The organism is Paenibacillus sp. FSL R5-0527, from assembly GCF_038008055.1.
Taxonomy (GTDB): Bacteria; Bacillota; Bacilli; order Paenibacillales; family Paenibacillaceae; genus Fontibacillus; species Fontibacillus macerans.
Genome location: NZ_JBBOYI010000001.1, coordinates 2,566,122 through 2,592,998, shown reverse-complemented (window position 1 = coordinate 2,592,998; position 26,877 = coordinate 2,566,122). Strand labels below are relative to the sequence as shown.

Sequence of the window (26,877 nt, the reverse complement as noted above, 5' to 3'; positions counted from 1 at the left end):
CACGATCATCCCTTTAGTTCAGGAAGCATAGTCACCTGGTCAAACGGGATAATCGTGCAAAGCCTCCGGATAGCGAGTCTCGCTCCAGGCCATGGTCTGTTTCCGGCTTGACTGTCAAGCACTGATGATTAGGTTGAACCTAAAAACAGGGTCAATGATTGATGACTGAGCGTATAAAAAATGACCCATCCACTGCAAACAAGGTTAGCTGACTTCCTAGCCGCCCTTCCTGTTCGCCAGCGCCGGATCGAGCCCGGCGATTTCATAAATTTGCTCCAGCTTCAGATGCCGCCGGACATGCCCAGCGAGGCGGTCGAAGGCCGCTTCCTTGCGGGAGGCCGCCGTGAAGGTCGCGCCCAGGGGATCAAGTCCCTTCGCCGTGCGAATGCCGTCCAACCAGGCCCGCCGCCACGCGTCGTTATGAAACAGGCCGTGCAAATAAGTGCCGAACACGCGTCCATCAGAGCGTGCGGCGCCTTCGGGATGGACTTCGTCCCCGTCCGTAGGCGGCCCGTCGACGGAAGCGGCCAATTCGCGGCGGATCAGGAACATATCGGCTATAGCGGAGCCGGCGGAAGCGAAGGCAGAAGCAGAAGATGGCGAAGCGGAATCCGCCGGCAACCGAACCGTCTCCCCTTGATGGATTTCGTAGCCTTCGATAGGCAAGGCGGCCTGGCCGGGAGGATGCAGCCGTACCGGATGCCCGGTTGCCGTCGTCCCGCGGACGCGAACCGTCTTTTTGCCCGCGCGGAAGGTCGTCGCGAGCGGCAGCCAGCCCAGACCTTCCGCCGACCGCGGCGCATCCGCCTCCACCGCCTCGGGGTCGTGCAAACGCGCACCGAGCATCTGATAGCCTCCGCAGATGCCGGCCAGCTGAGCATGCTCCCGCAACTCCATATGCCGGCGGATGGCTTGATCCCATCCCTGCTCCCGCAGGAAGGACAGGTCTCCGATCGTGTCCTTTGTGCCCGGCAGGATAATCGCGTCGGGCTGCCCAAGGTCGGCGGGCTTGTCCACGTAGCGGAGGGATACGTCCGGCTCGGCGGCGAGCGGAGCGAAATCGGTGAAATTGGAAATGCGCGGATAGCGGATTACGGCGATATCGACCGCGGCTTGCTCCCCGGCGGATTCCGCCGCCGAAGGATAAGTATCCAAAACGACCGAATCTTCAGCTTCAATATCCAGGTCGGGAAGATAAGGCAGCACGCCGAGCACGGGAATGCCGGTGCGCCGCTCCAGCCAATCGAGCCCCGGCTGGAGCAGGGAAAGATCCCCGCGGAATTTGTTGATGATGAAGCCTTTGACCCGGGCCCGCTCCTCCGGCTCCAGCAGTTCCAGCGTTCCGACCAGGAACGCGAACACCCCGCCGCGATCGATGTCCCCGACCAAAATAACCGGCGCATCCGCCCATCCCGCCAGGTTCATATTAACGATGTCGCGCTGCTTCAGGTTGATTTCCGCCGGGCTGCCGGCCCCCTCCATGAGGACAATGTCGTATTGCCAGCGCAGGCGGTTCAAGGCATCCATCACAAGCGGCTTCGCCTCCGGGAGAAACTTCTCCCGGTAATCCGCCGCGCTGAGATGCCTTAGCGGCCGGCCGTGAACGACGATCTGCGAATGCATGTCCCCGGTCGGCTTGATCAGCACCGGATTCATGTCCGTGGTGGCGGCGATGCCGCAGGCCTCGGCTTGAACCCCCTGGGCCCGGCCGATTTCCCGGCCGTCCGGGGTAACGTAGGAGTTTAAAGCCATGTTTTGGGACTTGAAGGGGGCGGTGCGAAACCCGTCCTGGGCGAAAATGCGGCAGAGCGCCGTCACGATGACGCTTTTCCCGACATCCGAGGCCGTACCCTGCACCATAAGCACCGCGCCGTTCACCGTTTCTCTATTTTCCATCCGCTTCCTCTCCCTTCCGTTTTGCGCGCCAGCGATTACCGGAATATCAAAACCGCCAACAGCAGCAGCGCCGCTTCCAGACCTTCGTTCAGCGCCCCGTAAGTGTCGCCGGTTAGACCGCCGAGCTTGGCGCTCATCCAGCGGGCCGCCCGGGTTCCCGCCGCCCAGGCCAGCACCGGGTGCAGGCAGGCGTACAGCAGCAATTCCGCCAAGGCCGGTTCGATGCGGCCGCGATGGGCGGCCTCTGTTCCCGGCAGCGCCGCTGTCTGCGATAGCGCATCCGTCGCCGGCAGCACAGCCAGCAAGATGATCAGCAGCAGAGCGAGCAGCAGAGCCGCCGCGGTCAACACGATCGCCCAAGCGGTTGCTCCCCGCCCATCGCGAGCCCCCAACCCGCGGAACTGCCCGGCCAAGCCTTCCCCTTGGCGGGCGTTCGGCCACAACCGCATGGCCCGGGTCATAAACCAGCGGCTCCAAACGGGCGCCGTCAGCAGCGCGGCCCCGGTTTGCCAAACGCCGCCCTGCAGCAGGGAAGCCAGCAACGAAGCCTTCAGCATAAGCAGCAGCACACAGGCGAGCACCCCCATCGCTCCGACCCGGCTGTCCTTCATAATTTCCAGCATTTTTTCCCGGGGCCGGTAGCTGAGCAAGCCGTCGGCCGTGTCCATCCAACCGTCCAGATGCAGCCCGCCGGTGACCCAGACCCAAACGATCAGCGCCAGCACGGCGGCGGGAAGCGGCGGCAGCAGCCAAGCCGACAAAGCCGCGGCGGCCCAGACGCTAAGCCCCACGGCCGCCCCGACAAGCGGGTAATATCGGACGCTTCGCCGCAGCAGCTCGGGCGTGAAATCGAGCTCGGCCCGGACCGGAAACCGCGTCAAAAATTGAAAAGCAGCCAATATCGGCTGCCCCGGGCCGCTCCGATCGCTCTGCTTGTGCTGCTTGTTCTGCTTGTTCTGCTTGTTCTTGCTCTCATCGCTCATAGCCGGTACTCCCTGCTCTTCAACTCGATCGGAATGCCCGCCGTCACGAGAAACACCTGCCCGGAAATGGCGGCCATCCTGCGGTTCAACCTGCCCGCCAGATCGCGATACAGCCGGCCCAAAGGAAATTCCGGCACGATTCCGTTCCCCACCTCGTTGGTGACCATCACCAGCGTGCCGGGGAAAGCTTCGGCCGCGGCAGCCAGGCGTTCGATTTCCCGCTCCATGACCTTGGCCGCATCGGACCGGCCCCCTTGCTCAAGCAGCATGTTTGACAGCCATAACGTGAGGCAGTCGACGAGCACGACGGCCGCGGCGGACGAGCTGGCCTTTTCCGTTCCCTGCCGGTCTATCCCGGCCGCTTCCGCCCCGCCTGCCCGCAGCTCGTCCCCTAATGCCGTGAGCTTTTCCGCCAGCCGCAACGGCTCCTCCAGCGTCGTCCAGGCGAATCCGCCTTGCTCCCTTTGCTGCCGGTGCAGGGCGATCCGCTCGGTCATTTCTTCGTCGAAAGCTTGCCCGGTCGCGATATACAACGCGGCTTCCGCGTGCTTCATAATCCAGCGCTCGGCAAACGAGCTTTTGCCGCTGCGAGCGCCGCCCGTGACCATTACTTTCATCGCTTTACCCCCAAACTCATGTTGACTGTCACCGCGATTTCAGCCGGGCAGCGCCCCGTCCATTTTAACGGTCGCCGCCCGTGGAAATCCCGGCGCTCTCAAACGTCGCCATCTCCCGCACGATCCGGCTCGCCGCGTCCACCAAATGCAGGGCGAGCACCCCGCCGGTCCCCTCGCCGAGCCGCATGCCAAGCTCCAGCATCGGCTCGAGCTTCAGCTCCCGCAGCAGTTGGCGATGCCCCTGCTCCGCGGAAACGTGGGAAGCGATCATATACCCTGCCGCTTCCGGCGCAAGCCGGCTTGCGGCAAGCGCGGCCACGCTGGAAATAAAGCCGTCGATCACGACGGGGCAGCGGCTTTTCGCGGCGCCAAGAATGACCCCGGCGAGCCCGGCGATTTCCAGGCCGCCCACTTTGGCGAGCACGCCGAGCGGATCTCCCGGGTCCGGGCGATTGATCTCCAGGGCGCGCCGCACGACTTCGATTTTGCCGCGCAGCCGTACATCGTCAATCCCGGTCCCCCGGCCGACGCTTTGCTCCGGTGAAATCCCGGTCAAAGCGCTCATCATCGCCGCGCTGGCCGTCGTGTTGCCGATCCCCATCTCGCCCGTAACGAACAGGCGGACGCCGCGGGATGCCGCTTCCTCCACGAGCCGCGCTCCGATCAGCACGGCCACCTCCGCCTCCTCCCGGGTCATCGCCGGGCCTTTGGACATATTGGCGGTGCCGTACCGCACTTTTCGCGACACCAAAGCCGGATGCGACAGCTCCGCGTTCACGCCGATATCGACGCACACGACGTCGGCGCCAGCCTGGCGCGCCAGTACGTTCACCGCTGCTCCGCCGGCGAGGAAATTGCCCACCATCTGCGGCGTCACTTCCGCCGGAAAGGCGCTGACGCCTTCCTCGCAAACGCCGTGGTCGGCAGCCATCACAAACACCGTGCGCCGCGGGAACTCCGGCAGCGCTTCGCCCGTTATGCCGGCCAGCCTAACGGCCAATTCCTCCAGCTTGCCGAGGCTGCCGGGCGGCTTCGTCAACCGGCCCAAGCGTTCCTCGGCGGCAGCCATTGCCGCCGCATCAAGCCTGCCGATGCTCCCTGCAAGTTCCAAAATAGCGTTATGCCCCATGATCGTTCTTCCCTCCCCCGTGGTTCATCCATTCAGTTCATCCATTCAGTTCATTTATTCAGTTCATCCATTCGGTCCATCTATTCGGTTATTTGTTTGGCTCATCCGCCCGCTTTATTTGCCCGCTTCATCCGTTCGCGTATCTCAAGCCGGCCTTTCCTCCTCAGCCGCCGGTTTCGCCGCTCCCAATCCCCTTGGCATCCCCGCTTTCCGCCTTCCTTCGCTGTAGAAGCAACTGCGGCACTCCGCTGTCCGGATGCGGCACCCGGTGTGCCTTCACTTGATAAACCTTATCTACCATAGCCGCGGACAAAATGTCTTCCGGCGGCCCCTCCGCCACAACGCACCCTTCGCTCAGCACCAAGAGGCGGTCGCAAAACAAAGCGGCCAGGTTCAAATCGTGCATCACGGCCACGACCGTCAGCCCTTCCTCCCGCTGCCATCCTGAGACCAGTTCCATAAACTGCATTTGGTAGCGAAGATCCAAATACGTCGTCGGTTCATCGAGCAGCACCAGCTCCGGCTGCTGCGCCATCACCTTGCCGAGCGCGGCGCGCTGGCGTTGCCCTCCGCTAAGCGCGCTTAACGGCCGGTGCTCCAGCGCGCTCAGCTCCAGCTTATCCATAATTTCGCCGAGCAGCCGCCGGGAGCCCTCCGGTCCGTCCTTCTCCCTGCCGCGCCAGTCCTGATACGGAAAGCGCCCCATCTCAACCACGTCGCGGACGCTGTACGAAACCGGAGGCAAACCGTCCTGCTGCAGGACGGCGATTTTCCGCGATAACGCCTTGCGGCCATAGGAAGTGAGCGGACGGCCGTCCAGCGAGATCTCCCCAGCGTCCGGCCGCTCCACACCGGAAATCAGATTGAGCAGCGTCGTTTTGCCGCTGCCGTTAGGTCCGATCAGCCCCCAAAATTCGCCCTTTCGCACGCTCCAGGTCACATCGCGGATGACCGCCTGGCGGCCGTACGTTTTGGAAACTTTTTTCACCTCGATCAACGCAGTTCCCCCTCCCGCTCCTTCTTTTTCCGGTGCAGCAAATAGCCAAAGAAGGGGGCCCCGACAAAAGCGGTAACGATGCCAAGCGGGATCTCCGTCGGCGTCAGCAGGGAGCGGGCCGCAAGATCGCTCCACATCATAAATATCCCGCCGCCAAGCGCGGACAGCGGAATAATCAGACGATAATCGGGTCCGGTTATCAGGCGGATCATGTGCGGAATGACCAGGCCGACGAAGCCGATAACGCCGGACACCGACACGGCCGCCGCCGTCATCAGCGTGGCTGCCAGCAGCACGGTCAGCTTCGTCCGCTCCACGTTCAGCCCCGAATGCGCCGCCTGACGTTCGCCGAGCGCCAGCAAGTTAAGCGTTCCGGCCCGGCTCCACAGAAACACCCCGCCCACCAGCAAATACGGGAAAAGGATGGCCGTATACGACCATCCGCGCAATGACAAGCTGCCCATCGTCCAATATAAAATTTCATTGACCGTTTGCTTGGACATCGCCGTCAAAAACGACACCACTGCGCCAAGGAACGACTGCATGACGACACCGGACAAAATCAGGCTTTCAATCGGAATTTTCCCGTTTTCGCGCGCCAGCCAAATGACGATCCACAGCGTGACCGCACCCGTCAGGAAAGCGACCGCCGGCAGCGTAAACACCCCGAGCAACGAAAACTGCCAGCCGAAAAAAATAAGCACGGCCGCGCCGATCGCCGATCCCGACGAAACCCCGAGCGTAAACGGATCGGCCAGCGGATTGCGCAGCACGCCTTGAAAGCCGGCCCCGGCCACCGCAAGCGTTGCGCCGACCAGCATCCCCAACAAAACGCGGGGAAGGCGCACCTGTAGGACGATTTGCTCCGAGGCCACGCTCCAGTCCGCCGTGATCCAGCTTCCCGCGCCGGGAATCCGGTGCAGCAAAATGCGGGCGATATCGCCCAGCGGCAGCGATACCGAACCGATTCCGATGCACAACAGCAGCGTCACAGCCAGCAGCGCCAGCAGAACGGTCCCGTAACCGGCCAGCTTGCCGGTCATCATGGCTGAATCAGTTCCGGATAAATCGCTTTGGCTACCTCAATTAATCCTTGCGTCACCCGCGGACCCGGGCGGCTGAGCAAATTGTCGTCCAGCCCGGCGACGCGGTCTTCCTTGATCGCGGCAATTTGATCCCAACCGGCGCGTCCTTTGATAATGTCCGCCAGCGTGCGATTGTTTTTGTCGACGACGCTTTTGGCGTACAGGATCACGTCCGGATTCGCTTTAATGATGTTCTCCTCGTTGATTTCGCTCCAGCCCGCAATGTCGGAAGCTACATTAACGCCGCCGGCCAGGGTGATCATTTCGTCCATGAACTCGCCCTTGCCGACCGTCCAGCCCGGCGAAAATTCGATGTATACTTTTTTCTTCTGATCCTCCGTCAGCGATTTGACCGCATCGGTCACCCGGCTCAATTCCTGCTGCATTTGGCCGACGACTTCTTCAGCTTCGGCCTGATGATCGGTGATCTCGCCGATTGCCTTGATGTGCTCCATCACGCCGCTCACCGTTTTCGGATCGGACTGGAACACCTTGAACCCCAAATCGCTCAAGCTTTTGACCGTCTGTTCGTCGATCAGGCTGGCCGCCACGATCAGGTCCGGCTGCGCGGCGACGATCGCCTCTACGTTCACCTTGAAACCGCCCATTCTGGGCTTGTCCTTCACCGCTTCCGGATAATCGTCCAAATCCGAAACGCCGGCGATCTGCTGATCGAGCCCGAGCGCGAACAGCGTCTCCGTCTCCGACGGGGCCAGGGAAACGATTTTTTGCGGCGCCGACTCAAACGTAAATTCCGTTCCGCTCGAATCCTTCAGCGTCAGCGGATACACCGTCCGTTTGGCGCCCTGTTCGCCCTGTGCTCCGTTTCCGGCATTCGAACTTGCATTTTGCCCGGTTTGGCCTGCGGCGTTGCCCGCCGCTCCTTGGCCGCCCGCGCCTTTATCCTGGCCGCAGCCCGCCAATAACAGCGCCATCGCCAGCAGCGCGATCCCCCATAAATTCAGCCATTTCTTCATCAATATCTCTCCTCTGCTCTGCATTTCTTTCGGGTGTTCCAAAGGCTACTGACACGCCCGAATCTAAGCGATGCGTACGGCACCGGGATTTACCCGTTCAAACAAGAAAACCCCCAATCCCGGGCGGATGGGGGTACGTCCACAAAGCCATGCCTTCTGCGGGAAACGGATCTCCCGCCTTTTGGGCATAGTGCTCTTAGCAGAACGTTATCCTTTCCTCGAAGGACCGTCTTTAATCTCCCGTGGGCAGGTCTCCTGACTTGCAGGCTTCGACGCCGGCTCGCCTTCCCATCCTCCGTCTATAAGCGGATGACAGTGGCAATATGAGCTGCGTCCCTGTTTACAGTGGCGGGACCGTGCCGGATTTGCACCGGCTTCCCTTTTAACCGAGAAGCCGCGCGCGGCAAACGCACCGGCTTCAAGGACCTACGGGCACTGATTTTCGCTTGGTTCCAGGCTTTCTTCACTCTAGGATTATAGGTTAAAAAAATAAAACTTACAATAACCACCCTTTTATTGGAGGCTCAGCCAAAAACCGCGCTTAATACAAAATATTCAGCCGTGCCTCTTCATCCTAACCCATTCAGTCCCTGAACAACTCCAGCGAAAAATAAGGACATAAAGTGTCTTTATTTCGCCGATCCCCGCCCATTTTAGAGAAGTAGAGGCATTTTATGCTGCTATTTTCTTAGGACCGCAAGGAAATACCCCATCCTGGACCATTCAAAGGAAAATAGGTACATAAAATGCCGCTAATGGGGATGTACATGTTGGAGTTCGGATCATAAGCACTTAAAATGTCGCTATTTTGAAGGCCGATGGTTTCGGCAGCCGATAGCTCGAACGCGCCTTTATACAACCTTCATGCATATTTCATCATCGATTCATCGCGCCTTCATGACAAAGCTTCCCCGTCCCGGTAAAGTTAAGTTATCAAAGCGAAGGAAGTTGAATAATTACATTTACTAAGAGGTGATCAAATGACTAATGATAAAAAACGGTTAACCACCAGCTGGGGCGCTCCGGTCGGGGACAACCAAAACTCGATTACGGCCGGTCAGCGCGGCCCCGTCCTCATCCAGGACGTCCATTTGCTTGAGAAGCTGGCTCATTTCAACCGGGAGCGCGTACCCGAACGCGTCGTTCACGCCAAAGGCGCCGGGGCCCACGGGGTATTTGAAGTAACGAACGATGTCTCCAAATACACCAAAGCGGCGTTTCTGTCCGCAGTCGGGAAGCAGACCCCGATGTTTATCCGTTTCTCGACGGTGGCCGGTGAACTGGGCTCCGCGGATACCGTCCGCGACCCGCGCGGTTTCGCCGTGAAGTTCTACACCGAGGAAGGCAACTACGACCTGGTCGGAAACAATACGCCGGTGTTCTTTATCCGCGATGCGATCAAATTCCCGGACTTCATCCATACGCAAAAACGGCACCCGCAAACGCACCTGAAAAATCCGAACGCCGTGTGGGATTTCTGGTCCTTGTCGCCGGAGTCGCTGCATCAGGTGACGATATTGTTCTCAGACCGCGGTATTCCGGCTACATACCGTCATATGAACGGTTACGGCAGCCATACCTTTAAATGGGTGAACGCGGAAGGCGAAGCGGTGTGGGTGAAATATCATTTCAAAACGAATCAAGGCATCCAAAACCTTGACGTCAAGCTGGCCGAAAAATTGGCCGGCGAAAATCCGGATTACCATACCGAGGATCTTTTCAACGCGATCGCTCAAGGCGACTTCCCGAGCTGGACGCTGTACGTGCAAATCATGCCGATCGAAGACGCGCAAACGTACCGTTTCGATCCATTCGACGTGACCAAAGTATGGTCCCAAAAAGATTACCCGCTGATCGAGGTCGGCGTGATGACGCTGAACCGGAATCCGGAGAACTATTTTGCCGAAGTCGAGCAGGCGACATTCTCGCCGGGCAACTTCGTCCCGGGCATCGAAGCTTCGCCGGACAAAATGCTGCAGGGCCGCCTGTTTGCTTACTCTGACGCGCATCGTTACCGCGTCGGCGCCAATCATAACACACTGCCGATCAACCGCCCGATCGCCGAAGTGAACAACAACCAGCGCGACGGCTTCATGCGCGGAGACGGCAACGGCGGAGCCTCCGTTTACTATGAACCCAACAGCTACGGCGGCCCGGCGGAATCTCCGCAGCATAAAATTTCGCCGTTCGAAGTGTCGGGATATGCCGACAGCGTCGCCTACGACCATGATGACCACTATACGCAAGCCGGCGACCTGTACCGCCTGCTGAGCGAAGAAGAACGCACACGTCTGGTCGAAAACATCGTAAACGCCATGAAAGCGGTGGAAAAAGACGAGATCAAGCTGCGGCAAATCGAGCATTTCTACAAAGCCGACCCGGAATACGGAACGCGCGTTGCCGAAGGCCTCGGCTTGACCGTACCGCAAGGTAACTAAACCGCCCAAAAGTGCGTGTTAACCTCTAAAAAATAAAAGGAATGCGTACCTCCGCTTAGGACGGATACGTATTCCTTTTCACATAGATGAATAAATAACGGCAAAGACTTAACTGTATTTGTTGCCTATACCAGCTGCTGTGTGGTCAACCACACATGGCGGACAAAAGCTCCTTTACTGACGGAGCAAGAGTCCATGATTTTCAGGCCTGCGGCTTCAATCTCGGGCTCCAGCGGCTCGGAAGAAACGATCACCGCCCGCTTGCTGATCCGCCTTACGCTGGCAAGCATGAGGCTGCGCTCGGAGGCGGAAAGGACGGAGCATAAATTGTACGGCAGATCGACGATCGCCGCATCGAACGGCTCGTTAATATCGTTCAAGTCGCCGATGGCTATCAGACCCGCATCATCGTAACCGAAATGGCGCAAATTGACCCGCGCCCCGCGAACGGCCAGCGGATTGAGGTCCCGTCCGACGATATCGATGCCCATCGACAGCGCTTCGATTAGCACGTTGCCCATGCCGCAGCACGGATCGATCGTGCGCACGCCTTGCGGATCGGGCACGGCGATGTTCACTAATGCCCGGGCCACGACGGTCGTCAGACCCGTGGAGTAATTTTGCGGCTTATGTATATGCCGCTGCCAGACCGGGTCGGCCGGCCGGCAAATGCCGAACATCCAGCCATCGTCCAACGACAGCAGTCCAAATGTCACATCCTGCTGCCTCATATCGGCTTTGCCGCGGATCCTTCCGCCTAGCTGCCGCTCCAATTCGCGCTGCTGCTCATAAGTCCGTTTCAAACCGTTTTTGAGATACAGCACCTTAAAGGTGCGTCCGTCCAGTTCCAGCTCCGCCACCTGGGTGATGATTTCTTCCAGCGTCCCGGCGGCCAGCAAAACGTCCAACCGCATGGAAACAAACGGACTCCGGTTCGGTTCAATCCGCAAACGGCTGTCTATCAAAGCAAACGCCCCGGGCTCTTGTCCAAACAGGGCGCGAAGCTCCATCCGGCATAGCTCCAGCTCGTTCTCATGGCATGCAAAAGGATAGATGTACCGTAAAGGTGTTTGATTCAAATCCACTCCGTCAACTTCCCCTCTAAAAATACCTTTCCGTCCATTGTACCAGAACCGCCGGAAATCGGACGATGCCAAGCATATCCAGGCGTTTACTGCTTGCGGTTACTGCAAGCGTTTACCGCAGGCCGTTTACCGCAGGCGTTTACCTCAGGCCGTTTACTGCTGGCGCTTCGACTCCGGAGAGTCGGGGCGGTATTCGCGCACTCCCTGCATCTCGGTCAATTGTCCCCAGTAGCGCTTGGGCATATGGGACATCTGCGCCCGAGGATTAATCCTCTCCCGGATCGCCACCGTTTCGTAAAACTGCTTCCAAAGGCGGCGGTACGCTTGGTCCTGCTCCCCCGCCTCAGGCAAAATCAGCTCGTCGACGTCCACGATCTCCGCTTTCCCTGCCCCCGCTTCCTCCGCACGGTGAATGAGCGCCTGTCCGTGGGTTTTGTCGTAAATCATAAAAGACTCCTTCCGGTAGCGGTCGCAAAAATGCGCGGCCAGCAGCGGCAGCACCCGGTTCTTCGGCTCAATGACCGAGACCAGCGTCTCGCCATACACCGAAAAGCGCACGAAGCCCATCAAGGCATGGCTCTCCGTGTTCAAATGCCGCACCGCCTTGCGCAATCGGTGCACCGTGTTCTCCGTCAGCATATCCATCACCGCCCTCCCATGCTTAAAGCCCAGCCGCAGGAACCGGTAAATCAGCAAATCCTTCTGCGGATCGCAGGTGAGAAAGCCGCGGCGGACAAGCTCTTGGGCGGCCGGCGATATTTTTTGCCCGATGGCCGCGTACACCCTGTTAGCCTTCTCCGGACAGGTTTCCACCCAGCGGGTTACAAACAGAGTATACTGCGGATCAGCGTCCGAACGCAGGTCGACCAAATCCTCCTTCCGCACATAGCTCTCAAACACGCAGCTCAGCAAGCCGTCAAAGCTGCCGTCGTAAGCGTAAGCCGCATCGCTTATCCAAGCAGCCATGGGCTTAGCTCCTTCCCGGCCTGCCCCGCCAGCTCCTCGTCCGAAAACAGCGACAGCTGCTCCACCTTCGGCTTGGGCAGGAACATATCGATTTCTTTGCGGGACAGCAGCGACCTGAGGATTGTGCTTTCGTTCACTTTCAACCCCTCAAGCCGCCGGCCTGAGCAGATGATAAAATATTGGGCCCGTTTGAGCACGACGCCCAGCTTCTTTAAGCCGGAAAAATCCAGCCGCGCCGTTCTGCGCGCCGCCACGATCCGCTTGGCGCTGCGAACGCCGATGCCGGGCACGCGCAGCAGCTCTTCATAAGGGGCTTTGTTGATCTCCACGGGAAACCGTTCGATATGATTGAGCGCCCAATGGCACTTCGGGTCCATGAACAAATTGAAATTCGGGGTGTGCTCATCCAGCAGTTCCTTCGCTTCAAAACCGTAGAAACGCAGCAGCCAGTCGGCCTGGTACAGGCGGTGCTCCCGCAATAGCGGCGGCTTGCTGCCGGGCGACGGAAGCAGCGAATGCTCCGCGACCGGGGTATACGCCGAGTAATATACCCGTCTCAGCTCGTATTTCCTGTACAGCGCCTCCGTTAAGGTTAAGATCCTAAGATCGCTGTCCGGCGTCGCGCCTACGATCATCTGGGTGCTTTGTCCGCCCGGCACAAACCGGGGAGCGTGGCGGTATTTGACGAGATCGGTGCTGTTCTCCCGAATGCCCTGCCGGATCGCGGTCATCGGCCTCAGGATCGCTTCCTTGCTTTTGTCCGGGGCTAACTGGTGCAGGCTGTCCTGTGAAGGCAGTTCGATGTTCACGCTCATCCGGTCGGCCAGCAGGCCCAACCGGGAAATCAGCGCCGGATCGGCGCCGGGAATCGCCTTCACGTGAATATAACCGCCGAAATGATATTTCCGGCGCAGCAGTTCCAGCACCCGGATCAGTTGTTCCGTCGTGTAATCCGGATTCCGCATGATGCCTGAGCTGAGAAACAGACCTTCTATGTAATTGCGGCGATAAAAATTTATCGTAAGCTCCGCCAGCTCCTCCGGGGTAAACATAGCCCGGCGCGTATCGTTGGAGCGGCGGTTCACGCAGTATTTGCAATCATAAATACAGCTGTTCGTCATCAGCACCTTCAGCAGCGAAATGCATCGTCCGTCCGCGGCAAAGCTGTGGCAGATCCCCGAGCTGACGGCGTTTCCCAGCGAGCTGCCTCCACTGCCCCCGCCGCTCCCGCGCTCCGCCCCGCTGGACGAACAGGATACGTCATATTTGGCCGAGTCCGTCAAAATGGTCAGCTTGTCATACACATCCATACGCTATGGCCTCCCTTTTGACAGCATTATATTGCGAACACACGTTCTTGTCAATGATTAAGACCGCCGAAGTCCGAAGGAATTCGTTCCGGCGGCCCCTGTGAGTCCCTGTGCAGTTCCTGTGCGGTCCCTGTGCTGTTCCTTTGCAGTCCCTGTGCAGTCCCTTGCAGTTCCTGTGCAGTTCCTTTGCAGTCCCTGTGCAGTCCCTTGCAGTCCCTTGCAGTCCCTTTGCACTCCCTGTGCAGTCCCAGGCAGTTCCTGTGCGGTCCCTGTGCGGTCCTTTTAATGTACAAGCAGGTCTCTAGCGGAAATAAAGACAATTTATGGCCTTATTCTGGGATTTCACCCCTTTTACTCAAAATAGAGGTACTTTAAGTCGTTATTCGGGAATTAAACCAGGAAATATCGCCCGTTTGACGCCATATCTCAAAAATAGAGGCAAAAAAATCCCCTATTTAAACTGTGCCCCCTTTTTTCACAAAAATAAGACCCATATTTGTCGTTATCTCAGGACATACACAAATACACGGGCCATCTGTTCCCCTCGGACCCCCACAATCCTGGAAAAAAGCCGCCGCCCCGTCTAAGCTTTCGGTTTACCTTCTTCCGGCCGGCGCGGTGCCGATCACCCCGTAACGCCACAGCACCCTGCGGCCAAACCAGCCGAACAGCCGGTCGGTGGCAAATCCCATCAACCCCAGGCTGAGCAAACCGACAAAAATCCAGTCGGTACGGAAGAACAGCCGGGAGTTCCAGATCAGGTAACCGACGCCTTCGTTCGCCGCGATCATCTCCGCCCCGACGATCGCCATATACGAGGTGCCCATCGCCAATCTGACGCCGGTGAAAATATACGGCGCGGTCGCCGGCACGATCACGTGCCGGACGATTTGCCACTCCGAAGCGCCCATGCTGCGGGCCGCGCGGATTTTGTCCTCCTCCACCGCCAGCACCCCCGTCAGCGTGTTCATGATGACGATAAACAGCGTCGCGTACAAAATCAGCGCGATCTTCGACTGCTCGCCGATGCCGAACCAGACGAGAAACAGCGTGATGAAAGCGATCGGCGGAATAAAGCGGATGAAGTTCAGCAGCGGTTCGGCAAAACGGCGGATAAAATCCACCTTGCCGATCAAAATGCCGAGCGGGATGGCGATCAGGCTCCCCAGCGTCCAGCCGCTGAACACCCGGTAGAAGCTGATCCCGATATATTTCGGCAGCGAGCCGTCCCGCAGCAGCTCCAGCGCTCCCGCCGCCGTATCCGCCGGCCCGGGCACCACCTCGGGACCGTAAAGCCAGGCGCCGCCTTGCCAGGCGGCCAGGATGAACAGCCACAAGAAGAGCAGGCCGACCCATTTCTTTTTCAGCCATGTCATAAGATTCGCCCTTTCTATTCGTCAAAATGAGCTTGAATCCGCCGGTAATACTCGTAAAATTCCGCCGCGGACACGTCGCGCGGATAGGCGAGCGGAATCTCGTAGATTTGCGAAATGTTGGAAGACGGGCCCGAAGACATGATGCCCACCCGTTCCCCGAGCAGGATCGCTTCCTGAATGTCGTGCGTCACGAAGACGATCGTTTTGTTTGTCTGCCGCCAAATGCGCACCAGCTCCTTCTGCATCGTCCGGCGGGTCATGGCGTCCAAAGCCCCGAACGGTTCATCCATGAGCAAAATTTCCGGATCATTGGCCAGCACGCGGGCCAGTTGAACCCGCTGCTTCATGCCGCCGGACAGCTCCTTCGGAAATTTATCCCCGTGGCCGGCCAGCCCGACGAGCTCCAGATAACGGTCGGACACGGCCCGGCGCTCTGGCTTCGCCACCTTTTTCATCTTGAGCCCGAACTCGACGTTTTGGCGGACGGTCAGCCAGGGAAACAGCGAGGAATCGGCCTGCTGAAACACAACCGCCCGATCCCGCCCGGGCCGGTCGACATCCGCGCCGCCAACCCGCAGGCTGCCGCTCGTTTTGGAGATGAAGCCGGCGATCATGTTCAGCAGTGTCGATTTGCCGCAGCCGCTGGGCCCCAGCAGGATAAAAAACTCGCCGCCCCGGACGACGAGGTCGACATCTTTGATAATGTAGTGAACCTCCCCGCTCCCCGCCGGACGCTGATCGCTATAGCTCTTGCCCAGCCCCGCGATCGTAATCGTGCGGTTCTGCGAAACCAATGATACGGACATGCCCTTCCCCTCCTTACGGTGTAATCGTTACGCGATCCGGTAAAACCTCGCGCAGAAATTCCAGCTTAATTTTATCCTTCAGTTCAAAATCTTTTTCGATAATTCCGTTCTCCACCATATATTTTTTCTGCCTTGTCAAACTGTCATAAGCGGCCTCCGTAAAATCGACGTTCCAATTTAGCACTTCCAGGTCTTTAAGCGTAGACTCCCGTGGCTGCTTGACTTCCTTATACAAAATGTCCGCGACCTCCTGCGGATTTTCCTTGACGAACCGCAAGGCTTCATCGAGGGCGCGCAGGAAATTCGCCACCGCTTCCGGGCGCTCGCGGATCAGCGCTTCCGGCGCTACGATCTGGCTGCCGATCCGCACCTTCGTCTGCGACATGTCGGTCAGCTGGCGGACCCCTTCGGCGGCCTCGAACTTCGCCACCAGCGCCGCGCCGCTGACCCAGACCGCGTCCACCTCGCCTTTTTTCAAAGCGATATACGCTTCGTCCGAGCCGCCTTGCCCGATCAGCTTAACGTCGTCCAAGGCGAGGCCGTGTTCGGCCAAATATTCGTCCCATAAATAGGAGAGAAAAGTCCCGCGCAAAAAGCTAAGCTTCTTCCCTTTCAAATCCTCTGGTTTGCCGATGTCGTCCCGCACGAACAGCTTCCACTGCTTCGCGTTTTGTTCGGTCGAGGTGCCGGTCGAGGCGATGATCGCAAACTCCCCTTTGCTCACGGCGTTCAAAATCGGAAAATCGGCGCCCCAGGCGATGTCCGCCTGCTTGATGAACAGCGAGTTGATGCCTTCCGCCGGCGTGGCGAAAGTGACCAGCTTCGCTTCAATGCCGTGTTTTTCAAAAAAACCTTTGCTTACCGCCATGCGCAGCACCGGATTGGTCGAAATGTCGGCGATATTCAAGGTAACGGGGGCTTGCTTCTGCCGGTCTTGCCCCCCGCCGCTCCCGGCGCCCGCGGCCTGCACTGCCGCCTGGGACCCCTCCTTCGCCGAACCGCAGCCGCTTAAGACGAGCAGCAAGGCCGCAAATAGCCAAATAATCAGGCTCGGCACCGTTTTTGCCTTCGTTTTTGAGGATATGGCCATACGTGGTCGCTCCTTTCTTCTATGTGGATTCCCGTTAAGACGGATCCGCAGCCGCGCGCGGCCGTTCATCAAACCGGGCGACGCAAAGCGCGCCTTCGCCGTAGGAGACGGTCCCTTCCACGGTGACGACCGAATCCGTGCCTTTCCCCGCGGCGCCGGGCACCCGGAAGCTGGTCACGTCGAGCGGCTCGATTGCCCGTTCCTCGGGATGCGGAAGCTGCGGCACCCAAGTGTAAGGAACGCGGTAAGCGCGGTAGACCATGTTGGAGTTCCGCTTGTTTTTGTACGGGGAAATATATTCCCATACGAGCTCATGCTCCCGCGTCACCTCGAAAATCCGCCCATCCGCTCCTTCCGTTATCAGCGTGTTGCCGTTCGGCAGGCGCTGGGCGGAGCTGATGTACGGGCTGTAGAAGCGGTAGGAGTCGAGCGGCGCCTGAAATCCGGCTTCCGTCGGCGTATACTGCCAGACGATCTCAAGGGTGACCGGATCGATTTCCAGCACGCGCGAGTGGTCGCGGACGGCGTTTTTCTGGCCGGTCGGTGACGCTGGATTCGGCAGCCCGTAACCCCCCCAGCCGCCGTTGTCGAATACGAGCAGATTACCTTCGCCGGGCAGACCGCGCGGGATGAGATGGGCGTGATGCTGGCCGATGATCCACTCCAGATGGTTGACCTCGGGCGCCGAATAATCCGGTCCCAGCTTCCAGACAAGATTTCCGCTTTTTTTGTCGATGATCGCGATGATGTTGCTTTCCCGGGCGTCCCAAATGATGTTGTCGGGATGAAAGCGCTCGTCGCCCGCGTCGTAATGACGGTTGGGTCCGAGCACCGACATCGAGTTGATATGCATCCAATCCCCGGCCTCATTGCCGAAAAAGCGGGTATTCGGTTCTTCGCGCAGCACTTTTTTCGCCGCATCGTCAAAACCCAGCTCGTCAAAATGCTCGTGGCAGTTCCATTCCCAAACGATGTTGCCTTCCCAATCGACCTCGATAATGGAGTCGTCCAGCAGCAATTTATCGGAAATTTTCGGGTTGCGCACATTTTTGTGAACCAAAATCAGCGTGTTGCCCCCCTGCGTTTCGGGCTCAAGTCCCGGCACAAAATAACCTACCGGATTGCCGGCCCGCTGATAGTCGTGATGGGCTCTCGCCATCCACTGCGGCTCATGCCCGGGATCTTCGATCCATTCGTGGCGGTTGAAGCGCCAGACTATATTGCCTTCCCAATCGACCTGAACGAGATCGGCCTCATCCTGGAACCCGTGCTGCGGATCGCGTTCGGCCGTGCTTCCGAGCACATATCCTCCGGGCAGCAGCTTGTTGGGAAAACCGCGCAGCCCCTGCCACAGCCGGATTTCTCTCCCGTTCATATCGATCAGCAGCGCGCCTTGTTCGGCCGCCTGATAAATCGTGTAGCCGCCATAAGCTTTCTCCGGCTTGTAAATCGTTGCCCCTGTCGGATAAATCGTCGGATGCCCCATGTTCCCCACTCCTTCAATAAGATAAAAATCTGCTCCGGATCTGGTTCTTGTTACGGTTATTGATCTGGTCCTGGCCTTGATCGTGATTCTGATTTTGGTCGTGATCCTGGTCGTGATCCTGATTCCGATTCCGATCCCGATCCCGATCCCGATCCCGATCCAGGTCCCGGACCTGGTCATGGTCCTGAACCTGATCCCGATTCCGATCCTGGTCTTGGTCCTGACCCCGATCCCGATCCCGATCCTGGTCCTGGCTCTGGTCCTGACCCAGTTCCTGCTTCCGGCCCAACTGCAGCTCCTGGTCCGCGCGCTTACTGCCTTCGCTCGGCTTTTGTCCGGCATTGCTCTCCGCCAGCGCGTTCAGCGTACCGGAGAAATGCTCCAGATTCCCGGTCAGCTTTTGGAAAAGGCCGGCCATTTGGTTCAGCTCCTCCGGGGAGAAGCCATCGAACAGCAGCGTGATGCACGCCGCGCCGATATTGCGGTTGCGGGCCATCATTTCCCTGCCCTGCTCCGTTATATCCAGCCATACCGTTCTCCGGTCGAGCGTCTGGCGGACCCGCCGGGCGAACCCTTTCTGCTCCAGCTTGTCGCACAGCCCCGTTACGGCCCCGGAGGTGAAATCGAGTTCCTCCGCCAAATCGCCAAGCCGCTGCGGCCCTTCCCGGATCATTTTTTGCATGACCAGCAGTCCGGGAAGCGCAATCCCTTCAACTTCCACTTTGTCCCTTTCCTTCACAAACCGTCTGACCATTTTGCGGAACAGCCAGTCGGCTTCCTCCAGCAGTTCCCACTCCGCATGACAACCGGATATGCGTATCACCTCCTTCGGCAAAAATAAAAGGCCCCCAAAAGTTCCCTCAACAGGGAACCTCCGGAAGCCTTTGGCGGTCCAATCGGCTGCAGTCCGAAGCGTATCTTAGACTTCTCTTAGCGCTAAGATAATGAGCTGTGAACGATTTTTCATCATATTAAACCAATTATTCTTACCAGTCAAGTATGAATTAAAGAAAGCTGGTCTACGGCCAGGGACATACTAACCCAAGGCTATGCCACATCCTGCGAAATGCAAAAGGGCATACGAATTTCGTCGAAATTCCCCGAAATAGGCGGCTCAACTGCAAAAGTGCATTTCATTTCCGGGCAAAAGATACTTTTTGATCCGATAGCCCCAAATCAGATGCATTTTTGCATTTCAATCACGCAAAAACGGAAATTTATAATGAGTTGAAATGCACTTTTGCATTTGATTCGGTCAAGCCGCGCCATTCTTCCGAAGGAGCATGCAGAGGCAATCCGTGCTGCCTTCACCGGAAGACCTCAGACTCCGCACTCCGCAACCGATGTCGCAAGCAGCCGGTAGGAGCGCAGCCGTTTTTCGTAATCGGGAATCGGCGTCACGATCAGAAATTCCTCGTTGCCGTATTGCCGCTGCATCTCCGCCAACTGCTTTCTTACTTGCCCGGCCGTTCCGGCAAATCCGCTGAAAGGGGAGCCGCCGCGGGCACGATATGCCGCTTCCACACCGGCGGCCATGGCTTCGGCCTCCTCCCGGGTTTCGCCGCAAATCACGCTGACCGCAAGGATCGTCCTCGGCGCTGATTGAAAAAGGGATGGCTGAAAAGCATCCCGGTACGCTTTCAGCGTTTCGATGCCGTCGGTCTCGCTCATAAAGCGGCCGAACACGTACCCCGTGCCAAGCTCGGCGGCAAAGCGGGCGCTTTTGACGTTCGTGCCCAGCAGCCAAAGCTCGGGCGGCGTCTGCGGAATCGGCCGGGCCGTTACGGGGCGCTCCTCATAGCGGTATCCGTCCCGGAGCAGGGCGGCAAGATCGCCGGCCAACTGGCGGTAACGGGCCACCCGCTCCAAAAAATTGCCGCTAAGCGCCATGACGGTATGCGCTTCTCCCCCGGGTGCCCGGCCGATGCCGAGGTCGATTCTGCCCGGATAAAGGGCGGCCAGCAGCCGGAAGCATTCCGCCACCTTCAGCGGGCTGTAATGCGGCAGCAGTACGCCGCCCGAGCCGAGCCGAATCCGGCTTGTCCGCGCGCCGATATGGGACAGCAGCACCTCGGGGGAGGCGCTGGCCAGCAGCTCCATGTCATGGTGCTCCGAGGTCCAGTAGCGCACGTATCCCCATTCTTCCGCCCGCTGCGCCAGCAGCACGGCCTGCGCCAAAGCCTCCTCGGCGCTATGGCCCGGCAGCTTTGGAACCATATCCAGTACCCCAAGCTTAAAGTTGATATTCGGCACGGCCAAACCGATCCCGCCTTTCTTTTTTAAGTAATGTAAGCAGTATTGGGGATCATAGGATCATCATAGCAGGACACCGCCCACGATAGTTGCCTCGTGCAGTCACACAAGAGTTCCCCTGTCCTCAGTCGTCCCTCCACCTCTCATTGGAAAAATCCAATAGATTGGCGGAAATCGTTCACCATTTTGATCTTTCATTGGAAATATCCAATAGATTTCGCTCGAGTCACCCATTTTGCGCCTGCCGAACCTCATCTGTTGGAAATATCCAATCAAACTGTTGCTATGCCATTAGATTTCTAATTCCATTGGATATTTCCAATCAAAACATTATGGATACTTCGTTATATCCCATCGTTAGAATCGCTATTCCCAATAAAGCCGCTTGATCCCGCCCGGAGGCAGCCGGGTATCCCAAAAGCCGAGCCCGGGCTCCAGCATCGATGACAACAGCGAGATGACCCCGCCGTGGGTGACGATCAGCAGCCGTATCGTTCGGGAGTTCCGCGGCAAAACCTTGCTTGTCTCAAGCCTCACATCAACATGTTCGCTCATCGCCCCGGTACATTTCCACAATGGCTCTGCTGGTTCCCCTACGACCTCAGCATGCTCTCCCGAAACCTCCACATTTTCCTGCATCAGCTCGCCGTTCTCACGCATCTCCTCGCCCGGTTTCCCCACCGTCACGGCGTTCTCACGCATCCCCTTGGCATCTATCCGTTCCCCATCTACGTTTCCCCGTATCTGTCCAGCGTCTTCTCTGCGCAACCGTCCACCCGCGGCCAAAGCTTGCGAATATGCCGCCAGCTCCTGGCGCACGCCCTCAACCCGCGCCCGGAACGCTGGCCACGACTCGCCGCCCGGCGGCGTGACCCGCTGCGGGTCGTCGATCCAGGCCCTGTACGAGGCATCGTCCTTCAGCATCTCGTACGTCCGGCCTTCCCACGCCCCGAAATCCATTTCCCGCAAGCGGCGGTCGGCCACGCAGCGTTCTATCAGATCCGGGCGGGCGTATTCCAGCGTTTGCCGGCAGCGCGCAAGATCGCTCGAGTAAACGGCGGAGAAGTCCACCCTCGCCAGCTCCAGCCGAAGCGGTTCCAGCCCGGAAGCTTCGCCGTGGAGCAGCGCAGGATCGCTATGCCCCTGATACCGATGCTGAACGTTCCACTCGGTTAATCCGTGACGGACAAGCCACCATTCGATCCGCACTTCCCTCCCTCCTTTCGCTTTCGCCGCTGTATAGTTTCTCCCATGATTATACTCCTCAAGACCAAGCTTGGCAGCTTTAGCCGCTCCGATTTTAACCTTTCCTTATCGGCCTGGCAGCGGCAAGGCGAGCAAGGTTTATAGGGGTTGCAGGGGTTGCAGGGGTTGCAGGGGTTGCAGGGGTTGCAGGGTTGCGCCCCAAAATAGCGGCCGCGGGCAACCCAGACGGCCAGCAGATCGCACCGACAATCCCCGCCTAAACAGCCAAAAGGATGGGTCCGGGTTTCCCCGTTCCCATCCTTCCCATCGCCGCTGCTAAGCCAAATGTGAGCCGACTTAAAGGTTCGGTGTAATATGGCGTTTGTTCGCCTGCAAAAACTCCGCCGCGTATTTTTGCGCGTTTCGCGTTTCTCTCTCCACCGCTTCCGGGTCGCGGCGCAAGGATGCGCCGTTGTTCAGCAGCTCGGCCTGCAGCTCCTTAATATCCAGCTCCCGCGGCCGAATCCCCTGCTTGGCGCTCAGCCCCGCCGCGGTGCCGGCCGCCTGCCCGATCGCCATCACGCTGCCTTGCGTGCGGAAGGAGCCGTGGGCTTCGCTAGTCGCCGAGATGCATCTCCCCGCCATCAGCAGCCCGTCGACTTTGACCGGCACAAGGCAGCGGTATGGAATGTCGTAGGAGTCCTTAATGTCGATCCACGCTCCCGCGGTTTCCGGATTGCCGTACCCCGCTTTGCCCGCCATATTGTGCACATCGATCGGGAAGTAGCCTCTCGTGATAACGTCGTCGAACCTTCTGCCCTCGATCACATCGTCCGCCTGCAGTACATAGTTGCCGACGATATGCCGGGATTCGCGCACGCCGAGCTCGCTGCCGGTCATGCTTAAGAAGGCATGCTCAAAACCGGGCACATATTTGTTCATGAACTTGACGATCGATTCAACCTGTCTGCGGCCTTCGATCTCTCCCGCCGTTCTGGAATCGGCGTTTGTGCCGTCCACGTCGATCACCCGCGTGGAATTGAAATGAATGACCCCGGGGTGAACGGAATTCAACAGCAGGATCGAATCCCGCCCAATATGCAGCTCGCCGTTATCGACCGCCTGTTTTACGAACTTTTTGAAACCTTGCGCGACAAAATACTTGCTCACGAGCCTGTCCGAATATTTCCGGATCGGAATAACGTCGGATTTCCATTCGAAATCGTCCGGGTTATCGAGGATATATTGGTAAAGCTTCTCCGTGTCCACGTTGCCCATTTCGAACATCAAGGTCGACGGCTGCATTTTCCGGTCTTTAGCCCGCCCCAGCACGAACTCCGCGCCGGCTCCGCCGGCCACGTCCCCGTCCCCCGTTGCATCGACGACCACCTTGGCCTTCAAAATATTTTCGCCGGATTTGTTGACGACCTTCACGCCCGTCACCCGGCCGCCTTCCGTCAGCGTGCCGCTGAACATGGAATGCAGCAGGACGTCCGCGCCGGCTTCCCTGACCATTTCGTAAGCGATATACTTGTATCTCTCCCGGTCGAAGAAGCCCAGATAAGCCCCGCTGCCGTAAGGATCAAGCACTTTGCAATGCCCCGGGCTCGCGCCGTACTCGACCATTCGATCCATAAATTGCTGCGGAATGCCTTTGACGACCTGTTCGTCCCGAATATGAAAAGGAGATATGGGACCCAATGCCGCCGAAGTGGCCGCGCCCCCCAGAAAACCGTTCTTATCCACCAGCAGCGTGCGCGCCCCCGTCCTGCCCGCGGCAATCGCCGCGATAAAACCGGAAGGGCCGCCGCCCATGACGATGACATCATATTCTTTTTCGACCATGTTCTCTTCCTCCCATGCCTGATGTTTTATATTAAACGGAGCCTTTTCTAAGTTTGCAGAAAAGCTCCGCCCAATACCGTTCCAACCGCTTACCTTACTGCTTGCCGGCGTTGTAGTTGCCCGCAACCGCGTCCAGCGTCTCCTTGGCCGGAGCGTTCTGGAAAATAATTCTTTGCGCCGCTTTGGCCAGATCCGTGCTCAAAAGGGTATAATCCGCCGGATAGAAAACGATTTGACCGCTTTCGCTTGCCTCCTGCTTCCAGCGCAGCAGTTCCTCGTAGTTCGGCAACGCAGTTACCGCGGCATCCTCGTAAGCGGAGGACAGCACGGGCATAACGCCGGCTTCGGCCCATTTGATCTGCGATTCTTTGCTCAAATAGTATTTAATGAACTCCCACGCCTGATCGGGATGTTTGGTGTTCGCCCCGATCGCCAGCGTCTGGCCGGCGACCATGGTCGGCGCGGGTTGCCCTTTTTCGAACGGAGGCATCGGCATCGTCATGATGTTTTGGCCGATCTCGGAGCCTCTGATCGCCGAAGCGCGCATCGTTCCCGACACCGCTGTGGCGATGTTGCCGGCTTTGAGCCCGCTTGTGATGTCGTCGGCCGTCATCGAAATCGTCTGATTGTTCATCGCCCCGCTGTCCACCATGTCTTTAAGGAAATTGATCGCTTTGACGCCGGCGTCATCGTTAAACACCGCTTTGCCGTCCGCGTCGAACATCTGGCCGCCCGCCGCCCGCAAAATCGGAATAAAGGTCTCCATGAACGATGCCGCGTTCGCCCCTTCGGACATGCCGACCGCAAATCCCAGCCGGCTGCCGTCTCCCACCTGCTTCGATGCTGCGAGCAGCTCGGGCAGCGTTTCCGGAGCTTTCAGACCGGCCGCGTCGTAAAGGTCTTTCCGGTAGAATAAGGTGAATACCCTCGCCTCCCAAGGCATCGCCATAATTTCGCCGTTCAGCTTGAGCTGGTCCGCCGAATAGATATAATCGTCTTTTCCTTCCTGACCCAGCCATTCCGCCGCATATTGGGTAATGGGCTGAATCGTCTTGGCTTCGGTATGCATTTTCAACAGATCGGTGTATACGTTCAAAATATCCGGTCCGCCGCCCGAAGCGGTCGCTTGAATAACCTGGGAATCGATCTTGGAAAAGTGAACGCTTTCAACCGAAACTTTGATGTCGCTCTGACTGGCGTTAAAGCTCTCGACGATGCTTTTTAACGCCGCCGATCGCGGATCGTCCTGCTGCTCCGGGTTAAGGAACGTCCACAATCTTAGCTGGGCAGGTTTCCCGGCATCGCCGGCGGCTGAATTGCCCGGCGTGTTTGAGCCGCCCGGCGTTTCCCCGCCCCCCGAATTGCCGCAACCGGCCAGCGCTCCGATCATCACCACGGTAAAGATGAAGGTCCAAAGCTTTTTCATGTTTAATACCCCCCAGTCGTTTAGTTATGTGAAGAGGATGTCCCTCTTGACACCGCCGATTACCCTTTGACCGCCCCCGCGGACAAGCCGTCCACGAATTTGGACTGCAGACAGACAAACAATACGACTACCGGAATGACCGAGATGACCACGGCGGCCATCAGTTGTCCCCAGTTGATCCCGTACTGGGTAATGTAGTTGTACAGGCCGACGGACAGAAGCCGCAGCTCGTCCTTGGTCGTAAAAGAGAAAGCCACGAGAAAATCGTTCCATACGTAGATGGCGGACAACAGCGCGCCGGCGGCCAGGCCGGGCTGGGATACGGGAAGAATAAGCTGGTAGAAGGTGCGAAGCGGCGAGCTGCCGTCGACCTTGGCCGCTTCCTCGATCTCCTTGGGGACGGAGTCGAAGAATCCCCGCAGCACCCAAATCAGCATCGGCGTTCGCCAGGCCGTGTAAATCAGGATCATGCCGATAAAGGTGTCGTACAAACCGACCTTGACGGCGGTTAAATAAAGCGGAATCAGAATGGCAATGCCCGGAATCATCGAAGTCATGAGAATCAGGAACAGGATTATTTTTTTGCCCCGGAAATGAAATCTTGAAGCCGCATACGCCGCATGTGCGGAAATAAACAGGGAAGCCAGGATGGAAACGGCCGCGACCAGCATGCTGTTCAGATAATAGCGGGGAAAGTTGGAATGAAACAGCACGTTGGCATAGTTCTCGAAAGTAGGCTGCGCCGGAATCCATCGCGGCGGGTATTGCACGATCATCGCCTCGGACTTGAGCGAAGTGCTGACCGCCCATAAAATCGGGATAAGCGCAAAGGCGGAGCTTAGAATCAATATGAGATACACGAGGAAATCGAATCTTTTTCCGTTGGACATGAGCCTGCTTTGCATAGCCGCCCCCCCTTTTCTTGTGTTCGCTATTCTTTGTTTTTAAGCGCTTTCACATATAGCAAGCTCAAAATGATATTGAAGCCGAAAAGCAGGACACTGAACGCCGAACCCATGCCGATGTTCCAATATTCGAAACCTTCCTTGAACGCCCGCAGGCTTAACGTCTCCGTCGCGCTGAACGGTCCGCCGCCGGTAAAGACGTAAATTAATGTCACCATGTTAAAATACTCCAGGCTAAGCATGATCAACGTGACCAGAACCGTAGGTTTGATCAGCGGCAGCGTGATGTGCGTAAACGACTTCCAGCCGGTCGCTCCGTCGACGCGCCCCGCTTCGTAAAGCTCGGACGAAATCGTCTGCAGCGCGGCCAAAATAAGCACCAGCGCGATCGGGAAGGTGTTCCAAACGTTGGCGGCGATTAGCGCGAGATTGGCTCCCCCGCTGGTGCTGAGCAGATCGACCTTGGCGCCGCCGAACCGCTCGATCACATAATTCACGGGTCCATAGTTGGCGTTGATCAGCCATTTCCACAGCAGCGCCGTAACCGTTTGCGAAATGACCCAAGGCAAGATGATCGCCGTTCTGAACAAAACTCTGAACTTGATTTTCATATTTAACAGAACAGCCAGCAGCGTGCTTAGGGGAACCACGATTAGAATTGATCCGAATACGTAGACAAATGAATTTCCGATGTTTTTGAGACCGCTTTCATTTTTGAAAATGGAGAGAAAATTGCCGGCGCCCACATAAGCTCCCGTTCTTACATATTCCGTTTCGTACATGCTCCATTTCATGGCCACGGCGATCGGATAAAACGATACCAGCAAAACCAGCAGCAGCGCGGGGGCCATAAAAGCGTACGCAATCCATTTTTCGCTATTTTTCTTCCCGATCGTCTCCATTCGTCTACCTCCTGCCTTAGATTTCAAAGTATAAATGATGGAAAACGTTCCATATTATAGAACATCGTTCTTAATATTTCGTAAAAAAAAGCGGAGTCACCCCTTTCAGGCGTACAATGA

22 protein-coding genes and 1 riboswitch are annotated in these 26,877 nt (G+C 58.0%); of the genes, 1 reads left to right on the top strand and 21 read right to left on the bottom strand.

All coding sequences use genetic code 11. The annotated features are described in order from the left end of the window. Window positions 1-216: 216 nt before the first annotated feature. The 7 genes from NYE69_RS11370 to NYE69_RS11340 all read right to left on the bottom strand — a co-directional run bounded on the left by NYE69_RS11370 (window position 217) and on the right by NYE69_RS11340 (window position 7,684). Window positions 217-1,896, bottom strand: a complete 1,680-nt coding sequence (locus NYE69_RS11370) for a cobyric acid synthase (protein WP_340926266.1) — start codon at window positions 1,894-1,896, stop codon at window positions 217-219. 35 nt (window positions 1,897-1,931) lie between these two features. Then, on the bottom strand, window positions 1,932-2,879 hold the full coding sequence (gene cobS / locus NYE69_RS11365; RefSeq protein ID WP_340926265.1) for an adenosylcobinamide-GDP ribazoletransferase: 948 nt from the start codon (window positions 2,877-2,879) through the stop codon (window positions 1,932-1,934). Continuing rightward, on the bottom strand, window positions 2,876-3,496 hold the full coding sequence (locus tag NYE69_RS11360) for a bifunctional adenosylcobinamide kinase/adenosylcobinamide-phosphate guanylyltransferase (protein WP_340926264.1): 621 nt from the start codon (window positions 3,494-3,496) through the stop codon (window positions 2,876-2,878). The genes cobS and NYE69_RS11360 overlap by 4 nt, the downstream gene beginning before the upstream one ends. Before the next feature lie 64 nt (window positions 3,497-3,560). Beyond that, window positions 3,561-4,625, bottom strand: coding sequence for a nicotinate-nucleotide--dimethylbenzimidazole phosphoribosyltransferase (gene cobT / locus NYE69_RS11355; RefSeq protein WP_340926263.1), 1,065 nt, complete (start codon window positions 4,623-4,625; stop codon window positions 3,561-3,563). 163 nt (window positions 4,626-4,788) lie between these two features. Next, window positions 4,789-5,622, bottom strand: coding sequence for an ABC transporter ATP-binding protein (locus NYE69_RS11350; protein ID WP_340926262.1), 834 nt, complete (start codon window positions 5,620-5,622; stop codon window positions 4,789-4,791). Next, complete coding sequence (locus tag NYE69_RS11345) at window positions 5,619-6,665, bottom strand: FecCD family ABC transporter permease (protein ID WP_340930366.1); 1,047 nt, start codon at window positions 6,663-6,665, stop codon at window positions 5,619-5,621. The genes NYE69_RS11350 and NYE69_RS11345 overlap by 4 nt, the downstream gene beginning before the upstream one ends. Then, window positions 6,665-7,684 carry an ABC transporter substrate-binding protein gene (locus NYE69_RS11340; protein WP_340926260.1) on the bottom strand — a complete coding sequence of 340 codons (1,020 nt, stop codon included), beginning with the start codon at window positions 7,682-7,684 and terminating at the stop codon, window positions 6,665-6,667. The genes NYE69_RS11345 and NYE69_RS11340 overlap by 1 nt, the downstream gene beginning before the upstream one ends. Window positions 7,685-7,912: 228 nt before the next feature. Further along, a riboswitch (cobalamin riboswitch) is annotated at window positions 7,913-8,129 on the bottom strand. 535 nt (window positions 8,130-8,664) lie between these two features. Between NYE69_RS11340 and katA the strand changes: the two genes are divergently transcribed. Next, the gene (gene katA, locus NYE69_RS11335; protein ID WP_340926258.1) at window positions 8,665-10,122 is read left to right on the top strand and encodes a catalase KatA; all 1,458 of its coding nucleotides are present in this window, start codon (window positions 8,665-8,667) and stop codon (window positions 10,120-10,122) included. Between the two features lie 125 nt (window positions 10,123-10,247). Here the strand turns inward: katA and NYE69_RS11330 are convergent, their stop codons facing one another. The 14 genes from NYE69_RS11330 to NYE69_RS11265 form a co-directional block, all read right to left on the bottom strand. Beyond that, complete coding sequence (locus NYE69_RS11330; protein WP_340926257.1) at window positions 10,248-11,207, bottom strand: TRM11 family SAM-dependent methyltransferase; 960 nt, start codon at window positions 11,205-11,207, stop codon at window positions 10,248-10,250. A gap of 153 nt (window positions 11,208-11,360) precedes the next feature. After that, complete coding sequence (locus NYE69_RS11325; protein ID WP_340926256.1) at window positions 11,361-12,173, bottom strand: TIGR03915 family putative DNA repair protein; 813 nt, start codon at window positions 12,171-12,173, stop codon at window positions 11,361-11,363. Next, entirely contained in the window at window positions 12,158-13,483 is a 1,326-nt protein-coding gene (locus tag NYE69_RS11320; protein WP_340926255.1) for a putative DNA modification/repair radical SAM protein, read from the bottom strand. Before NYE69_RS11320 ends, NYE69_RS11325 begins: the two co-directional genes overlap by 16 nt. A gap of 596 nt (window positions 13,484-14,079) precedes the next feature. After that, complete coding sequence (locus tag NYE69_RS11315) at window positions 14,080-14,859, bottom strand: ABC transporter permease (protein ID WP_340926254.1); 780 nt, start codon at window positions 14,857-14,859, stop codon at window positions 14,080-14,082. Window positions 14,860-14,873: 14 nt separating this feature from the next. Beyond that, window positions 14,874-15,665 (bottom strand): ABC transporter ATP-binding protein, encoded by a 792-nt coding sequence (locus NYE69_RS11310; RefSeq protein WP_328273911.1) that lies wholly within the window; start codon window positions 15,663-15,665, stop codon window positions 14,874-14,876. Window positions 15,666-15,678: 13 nt separating this feature from the next. Continuing rightward, a complete protein-coding gene (locus tag NYE69_RS11305; RefSeq protein ID WP_340926253.1) occupies window positions 15,679-16,755 on the bottom strand; it encodes an ABC transporter substrate-binding protein in 1,077 nt (358 codons plus the stop codon). Window positions 16,756-16,789: 34 nt separating this feature from the next. Further along, a complete protein-coding gene (locus tag NYE69_RS11300) occupies window positions 16,790-18,241 on the bottom strand; it encodes an aryl-sulfate sulfotransferase (protein ID WP_340926251.1) in 1,452 nt (483 codons plus the stop codon). Between the two features lie 13 nt (window positions 18,242-18,254). Further along, window positions 18,255-19,076 carry a MarR family winged helix-turn-helix transcriptional regulator gene (locus tag NYE69_RS11295; protein ID WP_340926250.1) on the bottom strand — a complete coding sequence of 274 codons (822 nt, stop codon included), beginning with the start codon at window positions 19,074-19,076 and terminating at the stop codon, window positions 18,255-18,257. A gap of 485 nt (window positions 19,077-19,561) precedes the next feature. Beyond that, window positions 19,562-20,500 carry an LLM class flavin-dependent oxidoreductase gene (locus NYE69_RS11290; protein ID WP_340926249.1) on the bottom strand — a complete coding sequence of 313 codons (939 nt, stop codon included), beginning with the start codon at window positions 20,498-20,500 and terminating at the stop codon, window positions 19,562-19,564. Window positions 20,501-20,860: 360 nt separating this feature from the next. Continuing rightward, window positions 20,861-21,703 carry a histidine phosphatase family protein gene (locus tag NYE69_RS11285; RefSeq protein WP_340926248.1) on the bottom strand — a complete coding sequence of 281 codons (843 nt, stop codon included), beginning with the start codon at window positions 21,701-21,703 and terminating at the stop codon, window positions 20,861-20,863. Between the two features lie 333 nt (window positions 21,704-22,036). Beyond that, window positions 22,037-23,524, bottom strand: a complete 1,488-nt coding sequence (locus tag NYE69_RS11280) for an FAD-dependent oxidoreductase (protein ID WP_340926247.1) — start codon at window positions 23,522-23,524, stop codon at window positions 22,037-22,039. 94 nt (window positions 23,525-23,618) lie between these two features. After that, window positions 23,619-24,950: an ABC transporter substrate-binding protein gene (locus NYE69_RS11275; protein ID WP_340926245.1), complete on the bottom strand. Its 1,332-nt coding sequence runs from the start codon at window positions 24,948-24,950 to the stop codon at window positions 23,619-23,621. Between the two features lie 59 nt (window positions 24,951-25,009). Beyond that, window positions 25,010-25,855, bottom strand: coding sequence for a carbohydrate ABC transporter permease (locus NYE69_RS11270; protein ID WP_340926244.1), 846 nt, complete (start codon window positions 25,853-25,855; stop codon window positions 25,010-25,012). Between the two features lie 26 nt (window positions 25,856-25,881). Further along, a complete protein-coding gene (locus NYE69_RS11265; RefSeq protein WP_340926243.1) occupies window positions 25,882-26,757 on the bottom strand; it encodes a carbohydrate ABC transporter permease in 876 nt (291 codons plus the stop codon). Window positions 26,758-26,877: the final 120 nt, after the last annotated feature.

What these genes read in the sequence shown, in the direction of transcription:
- NYE69_RS11370 (WP_340926266.1), bottom strand. Translation starts at nt 1,896, where the DNA reads ATGGAAAATAGAGAAACGGTGAACGGCGCGGTGCTTATGGTGCAGGGT.
- cobS (WP_340926265.1), bottom strand. Translation starts at nt 2,879, where the DNA reads ATGAGCGATGAGAGCAAGAACAAGCAGAACAAGCAGAACAAGCAGCAC.
- NYE69_RS11360 (WP_340926264.1), bottom strand. Translation starts at nt 3,496, where the DNA reads ATGAAAGTAATGGTCACGGGCGGCGCTCGCAGCGGCAAAAGCTCGTTT.
- cobT (WP_340926263.1), bottom strand. Translation starts at nt 4,625, where the DNA reads ATGGGGCATAACGCTATTTTGGAACTTGCAGGGAGCATCGGCAGGCTT.
- NYE69_RS11345 (WP_340930366.1), bottom strand. Translation starts at nt 6,665, where the DNA reads ATGACCGGCAAGCTGGCCGGTTACGGGACCGTTCTGCTGGCGCTGCTG.
- NYE69_RS11340 (WP_340926260.1), bottom strand. Translation starts at nt 7,684, where the DNA reads ATGAAGAAATGGCTGAATTTATGGGGGATCGCGCTGCTGGCGATGGCG.
- katA (WP_340926258.1), top strand. Translation starts at nt 8,665, where the DNA reads ATGACTAATGATAAAAAACGGTTAACCACCAGCTGGGGCGCTCCGGTC.
- NYE69_RS11325 (WP_340926256.1), bottom strand. Translation starts at nt 12,173, where the DNA reads ATGGCTGCTTGGATAAGCGATGCGGCTTACGCTTACGACGGCAGCTTT.
- NYE69_RS11320 (WP_340926255.1), bottom strand. Translation starts at nt 13,483, where the DNA reads ATGGATGTGTATGACAAGCTGACCATTTTGACGGACTCGGCCAAATAT.
- NYE69_RS11315 (WP_340926254.1), bottom strand. Translation starts at nt 14,859, where the DNA reads ATGACATGGCTGAAAAAGAAATGGGTCGGCCTGCTCTTCTTGTGGCTG.
- NYE69_RS11310 (WP_328273911.1), bottom strand. Translation starts at nt 15,665, where the DNA reads ATGTCCGTATCATTGGTTTCGCAGAACCGCACGATTACGATCGCGGGG.
- NYE69_RS11305 (WP_340926253.1), bottom strand. Translation starts at nt 16,755, where the DNA reads ATGGCCATATCCTCAAAAACGAAGGCAAAAACGGTGCCGAGCCTGATT.
- NYE69_RS11300 (WP_340926251.1), bottom strand. Translation starts at nt 18,241, where the DNA reads ATGGGGCATCCGACGATTTATCCGACAGGGGCAACGATTTACAAGCCG.
- NYE69_RS11280 (WP_340926247.1), bottom strand. Translation starts at nt 23,524, where the DNA reads ATGGTCGAAAAAGAATATGATGTCATCGTCATGGGCGGCGGCCCTTCC.
- NYE69_RS11275 (WP_340926245.1), bottom strand. Translation starts at nt 24,950, where the DNA reads ATGAAAAAGCTTTGGACCTTCATCTTTACCGTGGTGATGATCGGAGCG.
- NYE69_RS11270 (WP_340926244.1), bottom strand. Translation starts at nt 25,855, where the DNA reads ATGCAAAGCAGGCTCATGTCCAACGGAAAAAGATTCGATTTCCTCGTG.
- NYE69_RS11265 (WP_340926243.1), bottom strand. Translation starts at nt 26,757, where the DNA reads ATGGAGACGATCGGGAAGAAAAATAGCGAAAAATGGATTGCGTACGCT.